General features: G+C 62.7%; 22 protein-coding genes and 1 pseudogene. 11 read left to right on the plus strand and 12 right to left on the minus strand.

The window, feature by feature from the left end; translation table 11 throughout:
- Positions 1–23: 23 nt before the first annotated feature.
- Genes NKI79_RS09700 through NKI79_RS09725 form a run of 6 tightly spaced genes read left to right on the plus strand, consistent with a single transcriptional unit; the run spans position 24 to position 4409 of the window.
- Complete coding sequence (locus NKI79_RS09700; RefSeq protein ID WP_352801333.1) at positions 24–767, plus strand: GntR family transcriptional regulator; 744 nt, start codon at positions 24–26, stop codon at positions 765–767.
- Positions 764–1252 carry a DUF3830 family protein gene (locus tag NKI79_RS09705; protein WP_352801334.1) on the plus strand — a complete coding sequence of 163 codons (489 nt, stop codon included), beginning with the start codon at positions 764–766 and terminating at the stop codon, positions 1250–1252. The genes NKI79_RS09700 and NKI79_RS09705 overlap by 4 nt, the downstream gene beginning before the upstream one ends.
- Positions 1253–1612, plus strand: coding sequence for a TIGR04076 family protein (locus NKI79_RS09710; protein WP_352801335.1), 360 nt, complete (start codon positions 1253–1255; stop codon positions 1610–1612).
- Positions 1609–2664, plus strand: coding sequence for an aldo/keto reductase (locus tag NKI79_RS09715; RefSeq protein ID WP_352505371.1), 1056 nt, complete (start codon positions 1609–1611; stop codon positions 2662–2664). The genes NKI79_RS09710 and NKI79_RS09715 overlap by 4 nt, the downstream gene beginning before the upstream one ends.
- 8 nt (positions 2665–2672) lie before the next feature.
- Positions 2673–3101: a DUF4440 domain-containing protein gene (locus tag NKI79_RS09720; protein ID WP_352801336.1), complete on the plus strand. Its 429-nt coding sequence runs from the start codon at positions 2673–2675 to the stop codon at positions 3099–3101.
- Positions 3102–3149: 48 nt separating this feature from the next.
- Complete coding sequence (locus NKI79_RS09725; protein WP_352801337.1) at positions 3150–4409, plus strand: ABC transporter substrate-binding protein; 1260 nt, start codon at positions 3150–3152, stop codon at positions 4407–4409.
- A gap of 74 nt (positions 4410–4483) precedes the next feature.
- On the opposite strand, the gene NKI79_RS09730 is transcribed toward NKI79_RS09725, so the two are convergent.
- The 3 genes from NKI79_RS09730 to NKI79_RS09745 all read right to left on the minus strand — a co-directional run bounded on the left by NKI79_RS09730 (position 4484) and on the right by NKI79_RS09745 (position 6640).
- Entirely contained in the window at positions 4484–5401 is a 918-nt protein-coding gene (locus tag NKI79_RS09730; protein WP_352801338.1) for a sigma-70 family RNA polymerase sigma factor, read from the minus strand.
- Positions 5398–5961 carry a dihydrofolate reductase family protein gene (locus NKI79_RS33215; RefSeq protein ID WP_502909801.1) on the minus strand — a complete coding sequence of 188 codons (564 nt, stop codon included), beginning with the start codon at positions 5959–5961 and terminating at the stop codon, positions 5398–5400. Before NKI79_RS33215 ends, NKI79_RS09730 begins: the two co-directional genes overlap by 4 nt.
- 139 nt (positions 5962–6100) lie before the next feature.
- Positions 6101–6640 carry an Lrp/AsnC family transcriptional regulator gene (locus NKI79_RS09745; RefSeq protein WP_352801339.1) on the minus strand — a complete coding sequence of 180 codons (540 nt, stop codon included), beginning with the start codon at positions 6638–6640 and terminating at the stop codon, positions 6101–6103.
- 48 nt (positions 6641–6688) lie between these two features.
- Here NKI79_RS09745 and NKI79_RS09750 point away from each other — a divergent pair, with 48 nt between their 5' ends.
- Positions 6689–7864, plus strand: a complete 1176-nt coding sequence (locus NKI79_RS09750) for an MFS transporter (protein WP_352801340.1) — start codon at positions 6689–6691, stop codon at positions 7862–7864.
- Positions 7865–7913: 49 nt separating this feature from the next.
- The gene (locus NKI79_RS09755; RefSeq protein WP_352801341.1) at positions 7914–8345 is read left to right on the plus strand and encodes a GNAT family N-acetyltransferase; all 432 of its coding nucleotides are present in this window, start codon (positions 7914–7916) and stop codon (positions 8343–8345) included.
- On the opposite strand, the gene NKI79_RS09760 is transcribed toward NKI79_RS09755, so the two are convergent.
- The 9 genes and pseudogenes from NKI79_RS09760 to murA all read right to left on the minus strand — a co-directional run bounded on the left by NKI79_RS09760 (position 8342) and on the right by murA (position 18967).
- Complete coding sequence (locus NKI79_RS09760; RefSeq protein ID WP_352801342.1) at positions 8342–9472, minus strand: anhydro-N-acetylmuramic acid kinase; 1131 nt, start codon at positions 9470–9472, stop codon at positions 8342–8344. The genes NKI79_RS09755 and NKI79_RS09760 overlap by 4 nt on opposite strands.
- Before the next feature lie 5 nt (positions 9473–9477).
- Positions 9478–10479, minus strand: coding sequence for a serine hydrolase domain-containing protein (locus tag NKI79_RS09765; protein WP_352801343.1), 1002 nt, complete (start codon positions 10477–10479; stop codon positions 9478–9480).
- A 70-nt stretch (positions 10480–10549) separates the two neighbouring features.
- Positions 10550–12298, minus strand: coding sequence for an ABC transporter ATP-binding protein (locus tag NKI79_RS09770; RefSeq protein ID WP_352801344.1), 1749 nt, complete (start codon positions 12296–12298; stop codon positions 10550–10552).
- Positions 12295–13134 (minus strand): ABC transporter permease, encoded by an 840-nt coding sequence (locus tag NKI79_RS09775; protein ID WP_352801345.1) that lies wholly within the window; start codon positions 13132–13134, stop codon positions 12295–12297. The genes NKI79_RS09770 and NKI79_RS09775 overlap by 4 nt, the downstream gene beginning before the upstream one ends.
- On the minus strand, positions 13134–14093 hold the full coding sequence (locus NKI79_RS09780; RefSeq protein WP_352801346.1) for an ABC transporter permease: 960 nt from the start codon (positions 14091–14093) through the stop codon (positions 13134–13136). Before NKI79_RS09780 ends, NKI79_RS09775 begins: the two co-directional genes overlap by 1 nt.
- A gap of 34 nt (positions 14094–14127) precedes the next feature.
- The gene (locus NKI79_RS09785; protein ID WP_352801347.1) at positions 14128–15648 is read right to left on the minus strand and encodes an ABC transporter substrate-binding protein; all 1521 of its coding nucleotides are present in this window, start codon (positions 15646–15648) and stop codon (positions 14128–14130) included.
- A 99-nt stretch (positions 15649–15747) separates the two neighbouring features.
- Positions 15748–16653, minus strand: a complete 906-nt coding sequence (gene murQ / locus NKI79_RS09790; protein WP_502900490.1) for an N-acetylmuramic acid 6-phosphate etherase — start codon at positions 16651–16653, stop codon at positions 15748–15750.
- 169 nt (positions 16654–16822) lie between these two features.
- Positions 16823–17713, minus strand: a complete 891-nt coding sequence (locus NKI79_RS09795; protein ID WP_352801348.1) for a glucosamine kinase nucleotide-binding domain-containing protein — start codon at positions 17711–17713, stop codon at positions 16823–16825.
- A pseudogene (murA, locus tag NKI79_RS09800) lies at positions 17710–18967 on the minus strand (UDP-N-acetylglucosamine 1-carboxyvinyltransferase). The gene NKI79_RS09795 and the pseudogene murA overlap by 4 nt, the downstream one beginning before the upstream one ends.
- Before the next feature lie 186 nt (positions 18968–19153).
- Here murA and NKI79_RS09805 point away from each other — a divergent pair.
- From NKI79_RS09805 to NKI79_RS09815, 3 genes are all read left to right on the plus strand, one after another.
- Positions 19154–20002: a MurR/RpiR family transcriptional regulator gene (locus NKI79_RS09805; protein WP_352801349.1), complete on the plus strand. Its 849-nt coding sequence runs from the start codon at positions 19154–19156 to the stop codon at positions 20000–20002.
- A 231-nt stretch (positions 20003–20233) separates the two neighbouring features.
- Positions 20234–21343, plus strand: a complete 1110-nt coding sequence (locus tag NKI79_RS09810) for a carbohydrate kinase (protein WP_352801350.1) — start codon at positions 20234–20236, stop codon at positions 21341–21343.
- Between the two features lie 12 nt (positions 21344–21355).
- Positions 21356–22285, plus strand: a complete 930-nt coding sequence (locus NKI79_RS09815; RefSeq protein ID WP_352801351.1) for a pseudouridine-5'-phosphate glycosidase — start codon at positions 21356–21358, stop codon at positions 22283–22285.
- The last annotated feature ends 35 nt before the right edge of the window (positions 22286–22320 follow it).

Consider the following 22320-nt stretch of genomic DNA (forward strand, 5'->3'; position numbering starts at 1 on the left):
AACGGCCAAGACCGGAATTGCCAATGCAGAAGGCCGCCGTCGAAAAGAACAAGAACAATGAGGTGATCGCGGCCCAGCTTACACCGGTCGGCCGCGAGACCGTGCAGGATCGCGTCTATTCGGAGCTTCGACGCGCCTTGATCGGCGGCCTTTTCGAGCCGAGCCAGGTTCTGACCATCCGCGGCCTCGCCGACGCTCTGGTCACCAGCACCATGCCAGTGCGCGAGGCGCTCGGACGGCTGATCACCGAGAAGGCGCTGGAGGCGCTTCCCAACCGTTCGGTGCGTGTGCCGCCGATCACGCTGGAGCGTATCGACGATCTCTTGCGGGCTCGGTCGCTCATAGAGGGGGAAGCGATAGCACTTGCCGCCACGCGCATGAGCCCGCGCCAGATTGCTTCGGTCGAAGCCATGCTCGGCGAATGGGACGAGATGCGGGCACTGAAGCACAAGAAGGATATCGATCGCGAGGCGACGCTCAACCAGAGCTTCCATTTCGAGATCTACCGTTGCTGCGGTTCCGCCGTGCTGATCCCGATGATCGAGAGCCTTTGGCTGCAATCCGGACCCTGTATCCGCGTCGCCATCTACGCCTTTTCCGACGCCGGCGAGGTCGACACCGCCCACTATCACCGCAGCATCGTCGCCGCGCTTGCCAAGCAGGATGCGCAAGCGGCGCGTGAGGCGCTGGTGGCCGACATCAGCCGGCCCTTCGCCTTTCTGCGCGACAAGCTCCAATCCAAAAGCAAGGAAGGATTGAGGGCATGACGGCGCTTGGCATCAGCATCACCGAGCCGCGCTCACAGCTTTCCGTGACCGCACTGCTGTTGCCTGAAAAGGCGCCCGACAACGCCGCCTTCCTGCTGGCCTATCTCGAGCAACCGCGCGTCGTTGCCAGCATCCATGCGATGTGGACGGGGCCTGAGATTTCCTGCCCGGTTCCATCAGTCGATCTTGAGGGCCAAACCTATGCCAGGCCCTTGCCGGCGGAGAATGCAACGCTGACGCCGCAGCCGGGCGACATCGTGTTGTCCTACGTGCCGCCGCGCATGTGGGGCGGCAATCCGAATGCTATTTTCGACATCGGCTTGTTTTATGGACAGGGTGCGCGGCTGCTGTTCCCTATCGGCTGGCTTGCCGGAAGCGTCGTCGCGCAGGTGCTGCCTGAGCAGCGCGATAAATTCGCAGCCGCTTGTGGCGTGATCCGCCGCAACGGCGCCTGCGACATCACCTTTACCCGGGTGGAGATCTGAATGGCTGAGCAAGACGACAGTTTCGAACTCTTCGACCTTCGTGTCGAAGCGGTCATCCCTGAGGGCAAGCCAGTCTATTGCGGTGCCAAGGCCGGCGACTATTTCGAGCTGAAGGGCGAGATGCTGTCGATGCCGGCGGGCCAGGGTTTTTCGATCTATTCGATATCAGCCGTTCTGCCGCTGCTCGCGGCAAAACAGCGCCCGACCCACAGGAATGACTGGATGACATCGGACGCCGAGATCGCTTGTCCAGATCCCAATTGCGCCAGCCGGCTGCGGATCATCAGGACCGGCAAGCGGCGGTTCAGCCATGCCGAAACCACGGCGGTGCCGCTGCCCAGGGAAAGTGACCAGAGATGACCGCCAAGGCATTCGAGCTCAGCCCCGGCTACACGATCTCGCGCGTCATTCGCGGCGGCTGGCAGCTTGCCGGCGGGCACGGCGCGGTCGATCGCCAACAGGCGGTGAGCGACCTGATCGCCACGTTCGACGCCGGCATCTGGACCTATGATTGCGCCGATATCTATACCGGGGTCGAGGAACTGATTGGTGCGGCGCGCCTGCGCCTCGCCAATGAGCGTGGCCTCGACGCTGCCGCCAAGATGAAGGTGCACACCAAGCTGGTGCCTGACCTCGAACGGCTCTCCACGATCGGCCGCGACTACATCAGCAGCATCGTCGACCAGTCGCTGCGGCGGTTGAAGACTGAGCGCCTCGATCTTGTGCAGTTCCATTGGTGGGACTATTCGGTGCCCCGCTATGTCGATGCGATGGGCTGGCTTGATGAGATCCGCAGGGAAGGCAAGGTGCGCAATATCGGCACCACGAACTTCGACACGCTGCGGCTGGCCGAGATCCTGGCCGCGGGTGTGCCGCTGGTCAGCCAGCAATTGCAATACTCGGTGCTCGACCAGCGGCCGGCCAACAGCCTTGCAGCACTCGCCAGCCGGCATGGCGTCAGTTTCCTCTGCTACGGTTCGGTGGCGGGCGGCTTCCTTAGCGAAAAATGGCTTGGCGTTACCGAGCCGCAGACGCCGCTCGAAAACCGGTCGCTGGTCAAATACAAGCTGATCATCGATGATTTCGGCGGCTGGGAGCTTTTCCAGGAGTTGCTTCGCACACTGAAGGCCATCGCCGACCACCGCGGTGTCGACATCGCCACCATCGCCAGCGCCTGGGTGCTGCAGCAGCCGCAAGTGGCGGCCGTCATCGTCGGCGCCCGCAACCAGGCGCACGCCCTTGCCAATGCCAGAATCATGGACGTCGCGCTCGATGCAGACGAACGGGCGAGGATCGCTGCCGTAATCGCGCAAAGCCGGGGGCCGCTGGGCGACGTCTACACATTGGAACGCGACCGTCACGGCCGCCACGGCTCGATCATGCATTACAATTTGAATGCAGGCAGGAAATGAACGCGGCCATGGACGAAAACCCCTCCTTGCTTTCCCGCGCCAGCGTCGAGGTGGTCGATCTCCACCGCTTCTTCGTCGACTGGTTCAATGCAGCAAGTGCGGACAATGCAGATTTCAGGCGCTTCGAAAGCGTCATGGGCAAAGGCTTCCAGATGGTTGCACCGGATGGCCAGGTCCTCGATCGTGACGCGGTGCTCGACCATGTCAGGGCAAGCCGCGCCAGCTGCGACGGCGATTTCAGTATCTCGATCGAGGACATCCGGGCCGGCTGGCAGGCCGGGGACACGATCGTCGTCTGCTACGTCGAGGCACAGCAACGCGCCGGCAGGCACAGCCGCCGTCGCTCGAGTGCCGTTTTCACCACCAGTTCATCGGCGCCTAACGGCGTCGAATGGCGACATCTGCATGAAACCTGGCTGCAGGTGCCGGAAGGCTGAACAGGCTCAAGACGTGAATGAGAGTCGTGTAACGAAAGGGGAACAACAATGACAAAGACGATACTTCAGATCACCACCGCGCTCGCCTTGCTGACAGCGGCCGGCGCAGCGCAGGCCGCCGACTGCAAGATCACCGTCGGCCTCGTCATGGAACTGACCGGCCCGGCCGGCGAATATGGCCAGGCTGGCGCCAAGTCGGTCGAAATGGCATTCCGCGACATCAACGATGCCGGCGGCGTGCGCGGCTGCGATCTCGCGACCGACACCCGCGACAGCCAGACCCAGGGCAACATTGCGGTCGACGCCGCAACCCAGCTCGTGCAGGTCAAGAAGGTGCCGGTGATCATAGGCGGCATCATCTCCTCGGTGTCGATCCCGATCCTGACCTCGGTCACCGCGCCGGCCAAGATCGTCCAGGTGTCGCCGGCTTCGTCGTCGCCGACGCTGACGGCGCTCGGGCGCGACGGCAAGACCAACGGCATCTTCTTCCGCACCATCACCTCGGACGCTCTGCAGGGCGTCGCCGCCGCCAAATATGCCATCGACAAGGGCTTCAAGAAGCTGTCGGTCATCCACGTCAACAACGACTTCGGCGTCAACATGGTGGCGGAATTCTCGCGTGCCTATAAGGCGCTCGGCGGCACTATCGTCTCCGACACGCCCTACAATGAAAAGCAGTCGAGCTATGCCTCTGAAGTGACCGCGGCCATGGCCGGCGAGCCGGACGGGCTTTACCTCGTCAGCACGCCTGTCGATGGCGCAACCATCGCCCGTACCTGGATTTCGCAGGGCGGCGTCCAGAAATTCCTGCTCAATGACGGCATGAACAGCCCGGATTTCATCGAATCCGTCGGCGCCGACTATTTGAAGGATGCCTATGGCACTTCCTCCGGCACCAGCCCGACCGCATCGACCGAATATTTCACCAAGAACTACAAGGAATTTTCGGGCATTGAGCCGTCGAACCCGGCGGCCGACCGGTCCTATGATGCCGGCGCCATCGTCGGCTTGGCTATCGCGATTGCCGGCTCCGAGGATCCGGCCAAGATCAAGGACGCGATGTACAAGGCGGTCGATCCGGCCGGCACACCGATCTATGCCGGCAAGGACGAGTTCGCCAAGGCGCTCGGCCTGATCAAGGACGGCAAGCCGATCCGCTACGAAGGCGTCATCGGGCCGGTCGCCTTCGATAAGTACGGCGACATCACCGGCCCGTTCCGGCTCTGGAAGATCGTCGACGGCAAGGTGACGACCGATGGCGAAATGACGACGGATGACGTCAACGCCTTGCAGGCGAAGCTCCAGTAAGCCCTTATGTCTTGTCCGGCATCGATCCCGTTTCATTGAGGTTGATGCCGGACGCTTGCATGTCCTGTTGCTGGTTATGCCGGCCTGGAAACGACCACCGCACCAGCCGTCGGCATGATCCAGGGGCAGGCATAATAATCGGTGATGCGATTTATGGTCCCGCCAGCGGCTTCGATTCGAACCGGATGGGCCGGCCTCCAACCGTCTTCGCCATGGTGGAGCACGAGCAGCACCGCCTCGCCATCGATCATGCCAATCGCCATTTTCCAGGCCGTCGAGGCTCTTTCATATTCAACGAAGTAAGGTGATTCCGACAGCCTGCCCTTGAAGCAATCCGCGACCCGCAATTGTGCGTCGGCGCTGGTCAACGCCCGAACCCCGTCCCAGTCGCGGCGGTTGAACAGTTCGACATAGCGGCTGAGCAATTCCAGAAGTTCCGGATCGCGCTGGGGCTCCGAACGCACGATTGGCTCGCCTGACAAGGCGGCCAATTTGGAGCGGCCACGGCTCAACGCGGCCTTGACGCCACCCACGGTCGAGCCGACGAGATCGGCAATCTCTTCCAGCGAATAGTCGAAGACGTCCTTGAGCAGGGCGCAGGCGCGTTCCTTGGGCGGCAGGTGGATCACCAACCGTTCCATCGCGCGATCCGCGCCCTGGGCCGCCGGCTCGACCGGCAGGATGATCTCGTCTTCGACGAAATTGGCCTCCGCATGCTGACGCACCTGCCGGCTTCGCAGGAAATCGATGCAGCGATTATGTGCAATGCGAAACAGCCAAGGGCGAAGAGCAGTCGCATCGTCCAGCTTCTCGATCTTCCGATAGGCCTCGAACAGCGCCTCTTGCATCACGTCTTCGGCGTCGAGCGTCGAACCGGTCATACGCGCACAGTAGCGGTGCAGCCGTCCACGCAAATGCGCGACTGTCTCCAGGAAACCGACGTAGCGGACGTCGAAAAGCCCGGTCGGGTCAAGTCTTGGCTGCATCTTCATTGGCATTCAATTCGGCGGCGGATCACATCGGGACATAGGTCAACGTGATCACGCCGTTCTTGAAACGGTGCGTATCTATAAGCTCCAGCTTGACCAGGGACGGGTCGACATCCTGGAAAGCGCGTTTGCCATGCCCGACGCGGGTCGGCACGATCGAGAGTTGATACTCGTCGACAAGCCTGTTGGCGAGCAGCGTCTGGTCGAGATTGCTCACTCCATACTTCAATGTTGCCGCCGGTTTGCTGCTTGATCCTGGCGATTTCGGCAGCGACGTCGCCTCCGATCAGCGACGCGTTCCAGCTCACTGCCTTGAGGCTGCGCGAAGCGACGAGCTTGTTCAGCCCATTCATGCGGTCCATGTACTTGCTGCCTTTGACCTGCGGCCAACGCGCCGAAAACATTTCATAGGTGATGCGGCCGAGCAGGAAAAAATCCGCCTCGCCGGCCTTTTCATAGGAGTGTTCCTTCATCTCCTCGTCGAAGAAGGGTGAGGCCCATTCCATTGGTGCTTCGATGACGCCGTCCAGCGAAATGAAACTGCCTACGATTAATTTTCTCATCGCATGTCTCCGGTTGCGCAACAGGCATCTCGTCGGATCCAAGAACCGGGGCAAACGAACCGGCCCGACGGATGACCACAGGATGCAGTGCCTAAGACGTTTCCGGTTCGACTTTGGATACGCGTGAGGATCGTATGAGCTAATAAAGCGGCTTGGCCATGTGCCGGGGGGTCGGCCATTCCGTCGTTATCCCCGGCTGCACCGGCCGCTCGAGATAGGTCGACAGGACCACATAGCTTCGGGTCGAGGTGACACCAGGCGTTTCGTAGAGGCGCGACAACAGGCCTTCGAGTGCCCGCGTGTCCTCGGTGCGGACCTTGATCAGCATGCATGTATCGCCGGCCACCGAATGAATCTCCTCGACTTCGGGGTGTTCGGAGATTGCCATCAGCTCCGGCGTCTTGCCCCACCCCTTGGTGTCGATATGGACGAAGGCAAGCAGCGGCTTGTGCACCGCTTTTGGATCGATGATGATCGTGGTGTTGCGAATGGCGCCGCTGCGACGCAGGCGCTTGACGCGTTCATGGGCTGCCGGCGGTGAAAGGCCGACCCGGTCGCCGAGCTCGGCATAGCTGATCGTGGCGTCGTCGACCAGAACGCCTAATATTTTTCGGTCGATTGCATCGATATCGCGGGCGGCAGGCCTGTTCTGCGGAATGCCATCTGTTTCTTCATCCATAATGAAATTCCCTATTGATGCAGAATTTAATACGGCCATTATCGCCGTATGTCGAACAGTGATCAAGTCGCAACATTTACGGCAAGGCCGCCTATCCCGGCGCTCGCTTACCTCCTCACCGGATGCATTGCCGTGATCGGCTCGAACTCGCTGGTGCTCGGTCCGATCGCACCGGCGGTGGCCGCGTCCTTCGGCACAAGCGTGCCGGCGGTTATGATCGCGTCCGCCGCGTTCGGGCTCGGTACTTCGGCGAGCGCCTTGTTCCTGGCGCGCTATATCGACCGGCTTGGTGCCCGCCGCATGCTGCAAGGAGCGTTGCTGCTGCTGGCGATAGCGCTCGTCGCCAGCGCTGCTGCGCCGACGGTGACGGCGCTGGTCGCGGCCCAGCTTCTCGCCGGCATCGCTGCAGGTGTCGCCATGCCGGCAATCTACGCCAGCTCCGCCGCGATTGCACCGCCCGGCCGCGAAAGCGGCACCATAGGCGTCGTGCTGACCGGCTGGACGCTGAGCATGATCGCCGGGGTTTCGCTATCGGCCGTACTTGCCGACCTGGTGCATTGGCGCGCTGTTTTCGCGGCGGTCGCGGTGCTCTCAGCACTCGCATTGGCAAGCCTGACGCTGACGTCGCTGAGCGATGTCAGGACGAGCGGCCCGGCGCCGACGCCGCTGGGCGCCTTGAGCGTCCCCGGCATAGTGCCGCTTCTGGTTGCCTGCGCCGCATTCATGACCGCGTTCTATGGTGTCTATGGCTATCTTGGCGATCACCTTCACAATGGCTTGGGACGGCCGGTCAGCGCCAACGGGCTGGCCGCGCTCGCTTATGGCGCCGGATTTGGTGCGGCGGCACTTCTTGACGGCGTTATCGACCGCCTGGGCGCGCGGCGTATCATGCCATTTGCCTACCTGCTCGTCGCGGCCGTCTATGTCGCGATTGCCGCGGCGAGCAGTAGTTTCCATCTGACTATAGCGATGATAGCCGTCTGGGGCCTTGCCAATCATTTCGGCCTGAACGTCCTGGTGATGCGCCTGTCCGCGCTCGATCCTGCGCGGCGCGGCACGATCATGGGCTTGAACAGCGCGGTGACGTATCTCGCGGTGTTCGTCGGCACCACGGCGTTCGGACCGCTTTATTCCACATTCGGTTTTGCGACGTCGGCGGTGGTTGCAGCCCTGCTCATGCTGATCGCTGCTGTGGCAGCGGCGTGGCGTTCGCTGAAGCTATAGCGCAGCAAGGCTTGCGTCTCGGCCCCGTCCATCGATAGATGCTTGGTGGATGGACAATACAACGCTTGAGACAACCGCCGATCCCTTGCCGCACGAGCTGGCTTTTCTCGGAGAGCGGCTTGCTGCGTTCAACGACAGTGATGTCGGCGCCTCCCGCAGGAAGGCATTGGCCGTGTTCGTGCGCGATGAGCACGGCGTTATTATCGCCGGCATCTCGGGATACACCGCCTGGGGCTGGCTCTATGTGCAATGGCTCTGGGTCGATGAAAAACTGCGCGGCCACGGCATGGCCGGCAGGATGCTCGAGGCGGCCGAGAGGGAGGCGATCGCGCGCGACTGTCACGGCGCCTGGATCGACACGTTCAATCCCAAGGCGGCCAAGGCCTATGAGCGCCACGGCTACCGGCCGTTCGGTGCGCTCGCCGACTTTCCCATCGGCCGCAGCCGCATCTTCTTACAGAAGAACCTGAAGCACGACTAGCCGGCGAGCCGCCCTCCGCGCATCGGCTGCGGCACGCCGGTCGTGCTGGGGAAGCTGATCGGCAAGCCCCTAAGCACGCGCACTGCCAGGAAGGCAAAACACTCCGCCTCCACCGCATCGCCCTTCCAGCCCATCGCCTCGGCCGGCACGGCCTCGACACCGGCGCGGCTGGCAAGCATGGCCATGATCGTTGGATTGTGGCGCCCGCCGCCGCTGACCACCAGCCGCTTCGGCCGGCGCGGCAGAAGATCGAGCCCTTTGCCGACCGCGGCCGCGGTGAAGGCCGTCAGCAGTGCTGCGCCATCCTCGGCATTCATCCCGTCCGCCATCGAGGCGTCGAAATCGAAACGGTCCAGCGATTTCGGGTAAGGCTTGGTCAAATACGGGTGCTGCAGGAGCTTGGCCAGCCGTGCCTCGTCGACCGTCCCGGCGCGGGCCAGCGCGCCGTCACGGTCCATTTCGCCAAGACCCTTCGATTTGATGAAGTCGTTCAGCGGTGCGTTGGCTGGCCCGGTGTCGAAGGCAACAACATTGTCCGTGCCGTCCCACCAGGTGATGTTGGCGACGCCGCCGAGATTAAGCACCGCCGTGTCGCCGCTGGCGTCGGCTTCGTGCAGCAGCGCGGCGTGATAGGCGGCCGAGAGCGGCGCACCCTGGCCGCCGGCGCGCATGTCGGCCGAGCGGAAGTCATAGGCGACTTTGGTGCCCAGGATGGCATGCATCAGCTCGCCGTCGCCGAGCTGGCGGGTCTGGCCCAGCCGGCTCACTTGCGGGGCACGGTGCAGCACGGTCTGGCCATGGAAGCCGACGACGCCGATATCGGCCATCGTCAGCCCGTGGCGTTCGACCAGGTCCTTGACTGCCTGAGACTGGGCGCGCGTCAGCGCCTCCTCTGCCTCGTGGAAGATTGCCGGTTCCGGCCCGGTGAAATTCCAGCTCCTTGCCTGCCTAAGCGTCTCTTCCAGCAAGGTCCGGATCGACGGCGGGTAGGGGGCCAGCGTGTAGGTGCCGAAATCCGCGATCCGTTCGCCGTCGGTCTTGATCAGCGCGACGTCGATATTGCCGTCCAGCACGGTGCCGGTCATCAGGCCGACGGCCCAGATTGGTTCGCCATTCTTCGGATTCATGATTGTCAGGCTCCGTTGACGAGATCGCCGACCGCTTGGCGAAGCGCTGCGATCCCGCTGTTGAAATGACGTGTCGGATGGATCCGGTTGGTGAGCAAGGTCCATGCTCTGCCTTCGTCGAAGTCGATCCACAGCCCGGTGCCGGTGAAGCCGGTATGGCCAATTGTGCCGGGGCTGCACAGCCGCCCACCGGACCAGCCTTCGTAAGGCCGCTCCCAGCCATGGGTGCGGGTTGCCGACAAGGGCGTGCGCATCAGCGCTATAGAACTCTCTGATGCGCCGCTCCCGTCCAGCAGCCCTAGCGCAAAATCGAGGATCGCGGCCGCCGTTCCGAACAGCCCGGCGTGACCGGCCCCTTGCAATGCCGAGCAATTGTCGTCGTGGACCTCGCCGCAGAGAACACGATGGCGCCATGTGCAGTCTTCTGTGGCCGCCGCGCGATCCGGTTCGGTGGAGAACGCGAAGCCCGGACCGGGATCCATGTCGCGAATGGTCTTGCCGGACAGGCGCTCCAGGACGAAGCCGAGCAGAATGAAATTGATATCGGAATAGACCGGCTCCCCGGCCTGCCACTCGCGCTGCAGGACAAAGGCGCGCAACAGCTCGGGATCGCGGCCATAGGTGTAGATTGGAGCAACGGCGGGAAACGGCGTCTGATGACCGAGGCACTGGCGAAACGTCACCTTCCGTTCCCAGGCTTTTTCATCATATTGGCGAAGGTCGGGCAGGACCGAAATCAGCGGCGCGTCGAGGTTGATGACGCCTTCCTCCGCCAGTGCCAAGATGCGCGGCGTCGTAAAAATGACTTTGGTCAGCGACGCCAGATCGAACCATGTTTCGATATGCATCGGCCTGACCTTCGGCACGACTTGGGCCGAGCCGATTGCCCGGACGATGCGTTGACCGTCCCGGTCGACTATGCCGAGCACGCCGCCAGGAATGCGCGACGCAGCCACGGCCGTTTCGAGCGGGGCGAATGCACGGTCGAAGAGATCATGCTTGGTCAAATGCGGCCTCCGTCTGAAAAGCAGCGAGGGGGCTGTCCGTCTGCCTCTGCATGCTTTCGAGCGACAATCATCACGCTTCCACCCGTGCCCTATGATCCGGCCCGAATTGCTGCCAATTGGCCGGGCCCGGCTCAAATCCCAGCGGACGCACGAGCGAGGGAACCTGGCGCGTGTCCAGCTCGAAACGTTCATGCCGCCGGTCTATGGTGGGAACGGCCGCGATAAGCTGTTTGGTATAGGAGTGCTTCGGCTCCGAGAGCACCGATCTGGCATCGCCGATCTCGACGATCTGGCCGGCATAGATGACCGCAATGCGATGGGCGATCCGCTCGACGACAGCCATGTCATGCGAGATGAACAGGTAGGCCAGCCCGAATTCACGCTGCAGCTCGACCAAAAGCTCCAGCACCCTGGCCTGCACCGACACATCGAGCGCCGAAACCGCTTCGTCGAGGACGACAACCGAAGGATTGAGCATCAGCGCGCGAGCGATGCACAGGCGTTGCCGCTGGCCGCCGGAGAATTCGTGCGGATAGCGCTGCAGGCTGTTTTCCGGAAGGCCGACGCGTTTCAGCAGCGCGGCCATTTTCGCCCGCGTTTCAGCAGTTATCCGTCCGCCGCTAGCGATCACCGGCTCTGCGAGGATGCTTTCGATGGTGAGTCTGGGATTGAGCGAGCCATAGGGATTCTGGAACACCATCTGCACGGGAAGGGCGCTCTGCCCGGCGACGGCCTTGCGCGTGCTGGCCGAGATTGTGCCGCGTGTCGGGCGCACCAGCCCCAGAATCGCGCGGGCGGTGGTGGACTTTCCGGAACCGCTCTCGCCGACGACCGCCAATGTCTCGCCCGGCATTAGCTCGAAATCCACCCCGTCCACCGCGTGCACGGTACCGCTGGTGCGGCTGAAAAACCCAGGCTTGACTGGAAACCGCACCACGAGGCCATCGACCATCAGCGCCGGCTCGGCAGCTTTTTGCGTTTCGCGTTGCACGTCCTTGCGTACGGCACTGCCGCCGGCGAAATGCGGCACCGCATGAAGCAGATGCCGCGTATAGGGATGCTGCGGATCGTCCAATATCTGGTTCAGCGCGCCCTGCTCGACAGCTTCCCCGCTTTGCATCACCATGACCTTGTCAGCGATGCCTGCAACCAGACCGATGTCGTGGGTGATGAAGATCATCGACATCCCGGTTTCCTGCTTCAACTCGGCGAGCAGCGCCATGATCTGCGCCTGCACCGTAACATCCAGCGCCGTCGTTGGTTCGTCGGCAATGAGCAGGCGCGGGTTGCAAGCGAGCGCCATGGCGATCATCACCCGCTGCAGCATGCCGCCCGAAAGCTGGTTGGGCGTGTATTTCAGTCGCCGTGCAGCGTCCGGAATACGCACGCGGTCGAGCGCGTCCTTGGCCGCCGCCGTTGCTTGCCGGCCGGTCAGGCCGCGATGCAGGCGAAACGATTCCTCGATCTGCCTGCCGATGGTCAGCACCGGATTGAGCGAGCTCATCGGCTCCTGGAAGATCATGCCGATTTCACCGCCGCGGATCTTCGTCAGTTGCGGCTCGTCCGCGGCGGTCAGGTCGAAAATGCTGTTGTCGACCCGCTTCAGCGTGATCGAGCCTGCGGTGATGCGGCCGCCGCCATAATCGACAAGGCGATTGATCGACAGCGCCGTGACCGATTTGCCCGAGCCGCTTTCGCCGACGATTGCCAATGTCTCGCCGTCGGCGAGATCGAAGCTGACGCCGCGCACGACCTCATTGGCTTTCGGGTTGCGGCCGAAGCCGACGCGCAATCCGCTGACGGACAGCAGCGGAATCATGCAATCGATCTCCGCATCTTCGGGTCGAGGACATCACGCAACGCATCGCCGAGCAGGTTGAAACCGAGGATGCTGATCATGATCGCCACGCCGGGGAAGATCATCAGCCAGGGAGCTGTCTCCATCAGATTGCGGCTGTCGCTCAGCATCAGGCCAAGCGACGCGGCGGGCGGCTGCGTGCCTAGCCCGAGGAAGCTTAAGCCGGCCTCGGTCAGCAGTGCCCAGGCCAGCGCCAGCGTCACCTGAACCGTCAGTGGCGCCACCAGATTGAGCAGCAGATGGCGTGTTACGATATAGCCCGCACTGCTGCCGAACGTGCGGGCCGCGTCGACGAACTCGCGCGCCTTGAGCGACAGAGCCGGACCTCGCACGACGCGCGTGAAGATCGGCGTGTAGACGATGGCGATGGCAATGACGCTGGTCGAGGTTCCCGGTCCAGCAACCGCGACGATCAGCAGCGCCAGCAGGATCGCCGGGAACGCCAGCACAACGTCCATGATGCGCATCACCAAGCCGTCCCAGCGGCGCCCGAACCAGGCTGCCGCCAGCCCGAGCACGGTGCCGGCCAGTGTCGCGAAGGCGACCGAAAAGAAGGCCACGATGAAGGACTGGCCGATCCCGGTCATCAGCCGACTTGCGACATCGCGGCCGAACAGGTCCGTGCCCATCCAGTAGGTGCCGTCAGGCGCATGCAGTCGCTCGACCCGGTGCTGCGTCAGCGGATCGTGCGGCGTCAGCCCCAGCATGCCAAGCACGGCAAGCAGCAGATAAAGCGCAACGATGGCACCGCCAATGCGGCCGCTGGGATGCGCAAATATAGCCCGCAATGTCGCCATCAGTGCTCGCTTAGCCGGATACGCGGGTCGAGCGCGACATAGGCGAGGTCGACGAGGAGATTGACGATCATGAAGTTGAAGGCGATGAACAGCACGCTTCCCTGCACCAGCGCGTAGTCGCGCTGCAGGATGGCATCCAGCACCATACGGCCGAGACCGGGCAGCGCAAATATCTGCTCGACGATGACTGCCCCGCCCAGCAGATAGCCGAACTCTATGCCGCTCAGCGTCACGACCGGGATGAGCGCGTTGGGCAAAGCATGCCGCCAGATGACGCCGCGCGCCGAAACGCCTTTGCTGCGCGCCGTCCTGACATAGTCGTCGCAGAGCACATCGAGCATCGCCGAACGCGATATGCGGGTCACCGAAGCCGCGAAGGCAAATCCAAGCGTGACCGCAGGCAGCAACAGCTGGCCGAGATTGCGCAGCGGATCCTGCCACAACCGCGAAAACTCGCCCATCGCCGGCAAAACGCCAAACCCCGCCGACAGCGTGTAGATGATCAGCAGGGCAAGGACAAAGTTCGGCGTCGACTGCCCGATCATTGCGACAACGCGCACGCCGAGGTCGGACAGCTTTTCATTATGGGTGGCGGCAAAAATCCCGGCCGGCATGCCGACAACCAGGGCGATGACCATCGAAAGCAGGGCGAGCTCCAACGTTAGCGGGAAACGCTCGAGGATGACGTCGAGCACCGGCCTGCCATAGGTGGACGAAATGCCGAGATTACCTTGGAAAAGACCAAGCAGCCAGCGCCAGTACTGGATGAACCAGGGCTGGTCGATGCCGAAATAAGCTGCAAGCGCATCGCGCTGCTGCGGCGTCAGCAGGCCGGCTTCGGTCCCCAGCATTGCCGTGATCGAATCGCCCGGAACCATCCTGATCGCCAGGAACACGACGATGGACACGCCAAGCAGGACGAGAGGGAAGGTTGCCAGTCGCCGCATCAGATAGTTCACGCGAAGAATACCCTCTCGTCTGGCGCCAAAGCAGCTACTGGATCGTCACCTTGGCGAGGCTGAACAGCGAGCCTGTCGGCACCGGTTCGAATCCTGCGATATTCTTCTGCTGTGCCGTGTAGCTGTAGGACGTGTAGAGCCAGATCCAGGGCGACATCTCAGTGATGTGTTTCTCGAAGTCGGCGAAGATCGCCTTGCGCGCTGCCGGGTCGGTCTCGCTGCGGCCCTTCTGCATAAGACTGTCCAGCGTATCGTCGATATAGTTCGCGACCTTCTGCAGATTGCCCGTCTTGGTCCAGTAACGGTTGTACATAGTGTAGGGATCGGCCCTGCCGCCGTTCAGGGCGATGGCCATGTCGAAATCGCCCTTCAGCCAGGCATCGACATAGACGTTGAGCTCCATCATTTGGATGTCGAGCTTGACGCCGATTTCTGCGAGTTGCGACTGGATGACCTGGGCTTCCGCCGCCGCTGTCGGCGGCTCGCCGGTGGCGCCGATCACGGTCGCCGAAAAACCGTCGGCGTAGCCCGCTTCGGCCATCAGCTGCTTGGCTTTCTCGACGTCGCGCTTATAGCAGAACAACTGGCTCGGATCGGTCGCCAGCGCCGGGATAGTCAGCGGGCCGGTGACTTTGCCTTCACCGAGCGAGGCGGTGTCCAGCACTTCCTGCCGGTCGATGGCGCAGGAAATCGCCTGACGCACCTTGAGTTCGGTCATCGGCTTGCGGGAAGGATTGAGCTGCAGCACGTGATAGGCAAGCACCGGCACACGGTTCAACTGCAGACTGGCTTCCTTGGGCACAAGCGTGGCGACAAGCGGATCGTTGAGCAGGGCAAAATCGATCTGCTTGCTGCGCATCGCCGCCAGGATCGCCGTCTCGTCCGGCAGCACGCTGATCTCGATGCCGTCGACGCCGGTCGTGCCGCCCGCCCAATCCTTGTTGGCGACAAGCACTTCCTTGGAATTCGGATCCCACTTTTCCAACTTGAACGGACCCGAGCCGATCGTCGTCGTGCCGATCGAGCCGGCCGTGATTTCGCTTGCCGGGACGATCGCGGCGTTGACGTCGCTCATCGCCGTCAGGATCGGCACATCCGGCTGCGAGAGGTGGAACACGACGGTGGCTGGATCGGGTGTGTCGATGCTGGCGATCGAGAGAAAGTTGGCACGCGCGGCCGCGCCGGTCTTCTCGTCGAGTATGCGCTCGAATGATGCCTTGACATCGGCCGAGGTCACGGCGGCGCCGTTCTGGAATTTTGCTTTCGGATTGAGTTTGAAACTCAGCTCCTTGCCGTCCGGCGAGAACTGCCATGAATCGGCAATCGCGGGCGTGATTTGCAGGTTTGCGTCGAGCCGCACCAGTGGCTCATAGATCAGTTCCAGCAGCCGCAGTGAGGAGAATGCCGTCTGCTTGTGCGGATCAAGACCGGTGGCGTCCTGCGACCACGCCATATGCAGCGTCGCCGCACTCGCCTGCGCCGGTAGCGCGGCGATGCCAACCATTGCCGCGAGTGCCATGCCGGAAAGCAGTTTCTTGCCAATGTGCCGTACCATTGTCGTCTCCCATTATTGTTAAACCTGATGCCTTGCAGTTCCCCGGACCGCTTCAAAGGGACACACGTCCCGGAACATCGGCCCAGTATCCATGCGGTCTTACACCGTCTTTTCGCCTATCGCCTTGCGCAGGAAACCTCCCGCGTTGGCAAGCGCCTTACGTGCTTCCTCGACGCCCATGCCGGTGATCGTCACCAGGATTGCCAGTTTTACATCATTGCCGGTCTGGTCGAGTGCCTGTCGTGCCTGCTGTGCGGCGCAGCCGGTCGTCTGCATCACGATCCTGACCGCCCTGGCGACAAGCTTCTTGTTGCTTGGATTGAGGTCAACCATCAGGTTCTGATAGCTCTTGCCGATGCGGATCATGCTGGCGGTAGACAGCATGTTGAGCACCAGCTTTTGCGCGGTTCCCGATTTCAGTCGGGTCGAGCCGGTGAGAACCTCCGGGCCGACCACCGGAGAGATGGCAATGTCGGCTATGCCGGCAATGGTCGATCGCGGATTGCAGGACAGCGCCACAGTGGTCGCTCCCACCTGCTTGGCATAGGTCAGGCCGCCGATGACGTAGGGCGTGCGCCCGCTGACAGCGATGCCGACCACCACATCGTCGGCGGTCAGCTTGATGTCCTGCAATGCCTTTACACCCTGTTTCGGGTCATCCTCGGCGCCTTCCGCGGAGCGCACCAGTGCGTCGTCGCCGCCGGCGATCAGGCCCACCACCATGTCCTCGGGTACGCCGAAGGTCGGTGGACATTCCGAGGCGTCGAGGACGCCGAGCCGGCCGCTGGTGCCAGCGCCCACATAGACAAGGCGCGCACCCTTCTGGAACGCGCTGACGATCCGGTCCACGGCAGCAGCAATCTCAGGAATGACCTTCTCGACGGCGGCCGCAACGCCTTTATCTTCGTCATTGATCTTGCGCAGCACCTCGATGGTCGGCAACAGGTCGATGTCGATGGTTCTCGGGTTGCGGTCCTCGGAAACCAGCCGCTCCAACTCCGACATCAACCCGTGTTCGACCACTTGCTTACTTTCAATCTGCCGTGAGCGGGAACGCGATGCCGTGCCGGGCAGGCGACCGGCTGTCTTGTTTCTGCTTAGTTAACTTTTTAGAATTTGGTATTCCCGGTGTCAACGGATTGCAGGAATAAAATATTCCTCTTTGAGTAGCGCGTTACTCGCCGCAAAGCGACTTTCTGGCCAGGATTATGGCTCCCGAAACCGCATCGCCGTCGGCCGGCTTCAGCCGTCGGCGGACGTCGGGAGCAAGCCATGGCTCAAGGGGGCTGGACAACCCTCCGAGTAACGTAACCCGCGGCGCGCCTTTTTCGAACAGCACCCGCACGAAGGTGTCGATCTGCTCGGCAGCGCCTTGCACGATCCGCCGACCGGCCGGATCGCCCTGGTCGGCGTGGCGGATCACCATCGGCGCCATGGCGGCATAGTCCGTCGCACTGGCGCGGTCCATCCAGGCCACCGCCTCGAACGGGTCGTCCTTGAAGCGCTGCATCACCTCGGCCAGCAGCGCGGTCCGCTCGTGTCGGCCGTCATGGGCGCGCAAGGCGAACTGTACCGCTTTCAACCCTAGATCGGCGCCGCTGCCCTCGTCGGAAATCGGAAAACCGTAGCCGCCGACACGCAGGTCGCGCCCTTCGACAAAGCCGAGCCCGATCGAACCGGTCCCGGCTATGACGATGGCGCCGTCCTGGCCCGAATGCGCGCCCAGGCAAGCCGCGACGCCGTCGCTGACGAAGTCGAGACTTGCAAAGGGATGGGAGATCGCACGAAACGCCTCAAGCGACCCCTTGCGGCCGATGCCGGCAAGACCGACGCCGGCACGGATCCTGGCGATTTTCGTCGCCGTGAACCCTGCCTCTTTGATCGCAGCACCAAAGGCTTTGGCAACGGAGGCCCAGGCCGCCTCTATACCGAGCCGCGTTGTCGCCGGACCCGAGAGACCTTGCCCGAGCACGGTTCCCGCCTCGTCTTCGATACGCGCCCGACAGCCGGTTCCGCCGCCATCGACGCCCAGGAAATAATGCGAAGACGCCGAGCCGGCACTCATCCACTTATCCGCTCGATCTGGGCGCCCGCAAAGCCGGAGCTTGTGGTCCAGTTGCTCATAGCCGCGATCGAGATGATAGACGCGGTTGATCGTCGTCTCACCCTGGGACACCAGCGCTGCCAGCACCAGCGAGACGGAGGCGCGCAGGTCGGTGGCCATCACTTGCGCGCCCTTCAGCTTCTCGCCTCCGCGCACCAGCGCCATGGTGCCTTGCAGCTTGATGTTGGCGCCGAGCCGCATCAGTTCAGGCACATGCATGAAGCGGTTCTCGAAGATCGTCTCACGCAACAGCGAAGCGCCCTCGGCACAGCACATCAATGCCATGAACTGCGCTTGGAGATCGGTCGGAAAGCCCGGATAGGGCTCCGTCGTCACATCGACGGCTTTGAGCGGCCCGTCTCTCGATACGATCAGCCCGCGGTCGCCCGGCCAGATTTTCACACCGGCTGTTTCGAGCAGCTGGACGACGGATGCCATGTGCTCGAGCCGCGCGTGGGTCAGCTCGAGCTGACCGCCGGTGATAGCCGCCGCGACGGCATAGGTGCCGGCCTCTATCCGGTCCGGTATGATGTCGTGCGTGGCGGCGCGCCAGCCTGTGCTGCCCGCGATCAGGATACGGTGCGTGCCGGCGCCGTCGATCCGCGCGCCCATGGCGATCAAGCAGGCAGCAAGGTCGGCCACCTCCGGTTCGCGCGCCGCATTGAGGATCTCGGTTTCGCCCTTTGCAGTCGTCGCTGCCATCATCGCAGTTTCGGTCGCGCCGACCGATGGTGAGCTCAAAACGATACGCGCGCCTTTCAGTCCGCCCGGCGCGGACGCGACGATCAGCCCGTTTTCGATCGCAATGTCGGCGCCAAGTGCGGCAAGTGCGGCGACATGCATGTCGACCGGCCGTGCGCCGATCGCGCAGCCGCCGGGCAGCGAAACCATGGCGTGGCCGAAGCGGGCAAGCAGCGGGCCGAGCACCAGCACTGTCGCGCGCATACGCCTGACGGTATCGTAGGTTGTCTCCTTGGAGACGGCAGCACTGGTGTTGATCGTTGCGGCGTGTGCCGATCTGGTGACCTGGGCGCCGTGGAGCCTGACGACGCCAAGCATGTTTTCGACGTCGGTCACCGCAGGCAGGTTGGTCAGTTGCAGCGGATAAGGGCTGAGCAACGCCGCCGCTATTTGCGGCAAGGCCGCGTTCTTGGCGCCGGAGATCGTCACCGCGCCCTCAAGCCTGTGCCCGCCGACGATCCGCAATTTGTCCATGGCTCTGACCTAATCCCGAGCTGTCGGTGTGTCTACGATCTTTCATGGCCGAATCGTCGACATGCCCGAAGGCTGGGGCACAACCGCACCAGTCGAGATTTGATGGTTCATTCTTCGCTGTCAATCAGAGACGGAATAATTTATTCCTTGGTTTGGCATTGTCCGTGACTGGCAACAGGTGAACGCATGTCCATCCTGAAGAAAATCGAGGCCAAGCTCGAAATCATGGCGCCCGGTGGCCGCGAGATCGGTCGGTATATCGTCGATAATCCCGACCAGATGCTGCGCCTGTCGACGGCGGCGCTTGCCGCCGAGATCGGCCGCAGCCAGTCGAGCGTCGTCAAGTTCAGCCAGAAGCTCGGCTATTCCAGCTATCAGGAGCTCAAGCTCGCCGTCAGCGAGGCCAAGTCGCAGGAATGGCACGTGCCGGCCGGCATGATCCACGGTTCGATCGAGGTCGGCGACAGCTATCTGGTCATCCTGCGCAAGCTGATCGGCAGCAAGCTTTTGTCGATGCAACAGACGGTCGCGGCCAACACCGAGCAGGAAATCGGCAGGGCCCTCGAGGCGCTGAACGGTGCGCGCCGCATTCATTTGGCAGGCGTCGGCGCATCCTCGCTGGTGGCGCGCGATTTCTCATACAAGCTGATGAAGCTCGGCCGCAACGTGCTGCACGACAGCGACAGCCACGTGCAAATGGCCAATGTCTCGACGCTTGGACGAGGTGACGTGCTGTTCGCGCTCTCCTATTCCGGGGCGAGCATCGAAACCTTGCGGATAGCCGAACTTGCCCGCAATCGCGGCACCACCGTGATCGCCGTCACCGGGCTTCGCGACAATCCGCTGAGCCGGGTTGCCGATATTCGCCTCCACACGATCGCCGATGAAGAGCGCGCGCGCTCGTCATCGATAACCGCGCGTGATGCGCAACTGACGCTAACCGACCTGCTGTTCATCCTGCTTGTGCAGAAGCAGCCTGACGCCAATGAATATGTCCACAACAGCGAATTGGCCGTCTCGGTGCTGAAGGCTTAGCAGTCTTCGGCGTGGCGTTAAGGCCCCTGTTCCTCCCTGATGCTGCACGTCGACAAGAGCGAGTTTCGTCCTCCGAAGTACCTTTCTTCAATGCGCTCACACGCTCTCCGGCTGGCAGAGCCGCGGGAGCGCCGATTGGTCAAACGCCGCCTCGACAAACCAATGTTGACAAGATCATCTGTTGTTTCATACATCGAGTTCAGCCTCGAATTTGGCGGGCCAGGTGAGACGATGGACGACCTTGGAGCACAAGAACAAGCGGTTCTCGACCTCATTGCGGCGAATCCGTTTGCCGGCCAGCAGGATATTGCAACCGCGCTCGGCATTGCCCGCTCGACGGTCGCCGCCCACATCGTGCAACTCATCAACAAGGGCTACATTCTCGGCCGCGGCTATGTCTTGCCGGCGTCCAAACGTATGGTCTGCATCGGCGGCGCGGTGCTCGACCGCAAATACCACGCCAAGAAGGATCTGATCTTCGAGACATCGAACCCGGTCGACGGCTATCGCAGCTTCGGCGGGGTTGCCCGCAACGTCGCCGAAAACCTTGCCCGCCTCGGTGTCGACATAAGCTTCGTCTCGATCGTCGGCGAGGATGAAACCGGCCGCGCGCTGGTGCGGCATTTGCGTGATTTCGGCGCCGATGTCAGCCAGGTCATCACCACCACGGAGCGGCCGACGGCCGAATATGCGGCCATCCTCGACCGCAACAACGATCTCGTGCTCGGCATCGCCGACATGGAGATCTTCGATCTGTTTTTGCCCTCCTATCTCGACCGTTTCTGGCCGCATCTGGCTTCAGCGACATGGGTGTTCATCGACTGCAACCTGCCGGCCGCGACCATCGCAGCGCTGATCTCGCGCAAGCACGGTGCGCGCTTCAAGCTCGCAGTCGACACGGTATCGGCGCCGAAGTCGGCGCGCCTGCCGAAGGACCTGACCGGCATCGATCTTCTGTTCACCAATCATGACGAGGCCAATACGATGCTCGGCATGACGGATGCCGACAGGCGGCTGACGCCGGAGGAAGCAGCAGCAGCGCTGCGCGCGGCCGGCGCTGGCGAAGTGATCGTGACTGTGGGTGCGCATGGATTTGCCGTTGCGACCGAGAGCGGTGTGACGGCCATGCGCTCCGTCCCAGCGCAGGCCGTCGACATCACCGGCGCCGGTGACGCGATGATCGCCGGCACCCTGTACAAGGTGCTTTCGGGTGAGCCGGTCGCTCATGCCGTGCGCACCGGCGCGCTGCTTGCCACACTGACCACCGAGAGCGAATCCAGCGTCCACCCCGATCTGTCGCCGCGCTTCCTTGCCGCCGGCATGTACCGCATTCCTGCCTGAAAGCGAGATGATATGAAACCTTCCCTTGTCCATTTGAACGATGAAGTCGCTGCTGCGCTTGATAAAGGCCGCGCGGTGGTGGCATTGGAATCGACGATTATCACCCACGGCATGCCATATCCGGCCAATCTGGAAACCGCTCGTGGTGTCGAGACCGTGGTGCGTGAAAACGGCGCCGTGCCCGCCACGATCGCAGTGGTCGCTGGCAAGATCAAGGTTGGCCTCGACGACCCGGAACTGGAAGAGCTGGCAGCGGCAAAGGGCGTGGTCAAGGCTTCCGGGCGCGATCTCGCCGCAATCATGGTGCGCGGCGGCTCGGCCGGAACCACCGTCTCGGCGACGATGCGGATTGCCGCTTTAGCCGGGATCGGTATTTTTGCGACCGGCGGCGTCGGTGGCGTGCATCGCGGCGCCGAAGCCACTTTCGATATCTCCGCTGACCTGACCGAACTCGGCCAGACCGGCACGACCGTCGTCTGCGCCGGGGTTAAGTCGATACTCGATATTGCGAAGACGCTGGAATATCTGGAAACTCAGCGCGTGCCGGTCATTGCCTATGTGAGCGATTATTTTCCGGCTTTCTACACCCGCTCCAGCGGGCTCAAGGCCGACCATCGCCTCGATACCCCCGACGAGGTCGCGCGAGCCATGCTGCTGCATGACGAGATGGAATCCGGCACCGGCATTCTCGTCGCCAACCCGATTCCCGAAGCGGACGCGCTCGATCCGGCGTTCATCGACGGCACGATCGCAGCGGCCGTGGCTGAGGCTGAGAAGCGCGGCATCGGGCGCAAGGAACTGACGCCGTTTCTGCTCGCCCGCATCAACGAGCTTTCACAAGGCCGCAGCCTGAAGGCCAACATCGCGCTTGTCCGCAACAACGCCGCGCTTGCTGCCCGCATCGCGGTTGCGCATGCGGAATTGAAGGCCGCGACCAGATAGAGACAGCGCCCGGCCAGCGCTACGTGCCTTCGATT

The organism is Mesorhizobium sp. M0340, from assembly GCF_040321535.1.
GTDB lineage: Bacteria > Pseudomonadota > Alphaproteobacteria > Rhizobiales > Rhizobiaceae > Mesorhizobium.

Coding starts and splice junctions, on each gene's coding strand:
- NKI79_RS09700 (WP_352801333.1), top strand. CDS start 24: ATGCAGAAGGCCGCCGTCGAAAAGAACAAGAACAATGAGGTGATCGCG.
- NKI79_RS09705 (WP_352801334.1), top strand. CDS start 764: ATGACGGCGCTTGGCATCAGCATCACCGAGCCGCGCTCACAGCTTTCC.
- NKI79_RS09710 (WP_352801335.1), top strand. CDS start 1,253: ATGGCTGAGCAAGACGACAGTTTCGAACTCTTCGACCTTCGTGTCGAA.
- NKI79_RS09715 (WP_352505371.1), top strand. CDS start 1,609: ATGACCGCCAAGGCATTCGAGCTCAGCCCCGGCTACACGATCTCGCGC.
- NKI79_RS09720 (WP_352801336.1), top strand. CDS start 2,673: ATGGACGAAAACCCCTCCTTGCTTTCCCGCGCCAGCGTCGAGGTGGTC.
- NKI79_RS09725 (WP_352801337.1), top strand. CDS start 3,150: ATGACAAAGACGATACTTCAGATCACCACCGCGCTCGCCTTGCTGACA.
- NKI79_RS09730 (WP_352801338.1), bottom strand. CDS start 5,401: ATGAAGATGCAGCCAAGACTTGACCCGACCGGGCTTTTCGACGTCCGC.
- NKI79_RS33215 (WP_502909801.1), bottom strand. CDS start 5,961: ATGAGAAAATTAATCGTAGGCAGTTTCATTTCGCTGGACGGCGTCATC.
- NKI79_RS09745 (WP_352801339.1), bottom strand. CDS start 6,640: ATGGATGAAGAAACAGATGGCATTCCGCAGAACAGGCCTGCCGCCCGC.
- NKI79_RS09750 (WP_352801340.1), top strand. CDS start 6,689: ATGTCGAACAGTGATCAAGTCGCAACATTTACGGCAAGGCCGCCTATC.
- NKI79_RS09755 (WP_352801341.1), top strand. CDS start 7,914: ATGGACAATACAACGCTTGAGACAACCGCCGATCCCTTGCCGCACGAG.
- NKI79_RS09760 (WP_352801342.1), bottom strand. CDS start 9,472: ATGAATCCGAAGAATGGCGAACCAATCTGGGCCGTCGGCCTGATGACC.
- NKI79_RS09770 (WP_352801344.1), bottom strand. CDS start 12,298: ATGATTCCGCTGCTGTCCGTCAGCGGATTGCGCGTCGGCTTCGGCCGC.
- NKI79_RS09775 (WP_352801345.1), bottom strand. CDS start 13,134: ATGGCGACATTGCGGGCTATATTTGCGCATCCCAGCGGCCGCATTGGC.
- NKI79_RS09785 (WP_352801347.1), bottom strand. CDS start 15,648: ATGGTACGGCACATTGGCAAGAAACTGCTTTCCGGCATGGCACTCGCG.
- murQ (WP_502900490.1), bottom strand. CDS start 16,653: ATGTCGGAGTTGGAGCGGCTGGTTTCCGAGGACCGCAACCCGAGAACC.
- NKI79_RS09795 (WP_352801348.1), bottom strand. CDS start 17,713: ATGAGTGCCGGCTCGGCGTCTTCGCATTATTTCCTGGGCGTCGATGGC.
- NKI79_RS09805 (WP_352801349.1), top strand. CDS start 19,154: ATGTCCATCCTGAAGAAAATCGAGGCCAAGCTCGAAATCATGGCGCCC.
- NKI79_RS09810 (WP_352801350.1), top strand. CDS start 20,234: ATGGACGACCTTGGAGCACAAGAACAAGCGGTTCTCGACCTCATTGCG.
- NKI79_RS09815 (WP_352801351.1), top strand. CDS start 21,356: ATGAAACCTTCCCTTGTCCATTTGAACGATGAAGTCGCTGCTGCGCTT.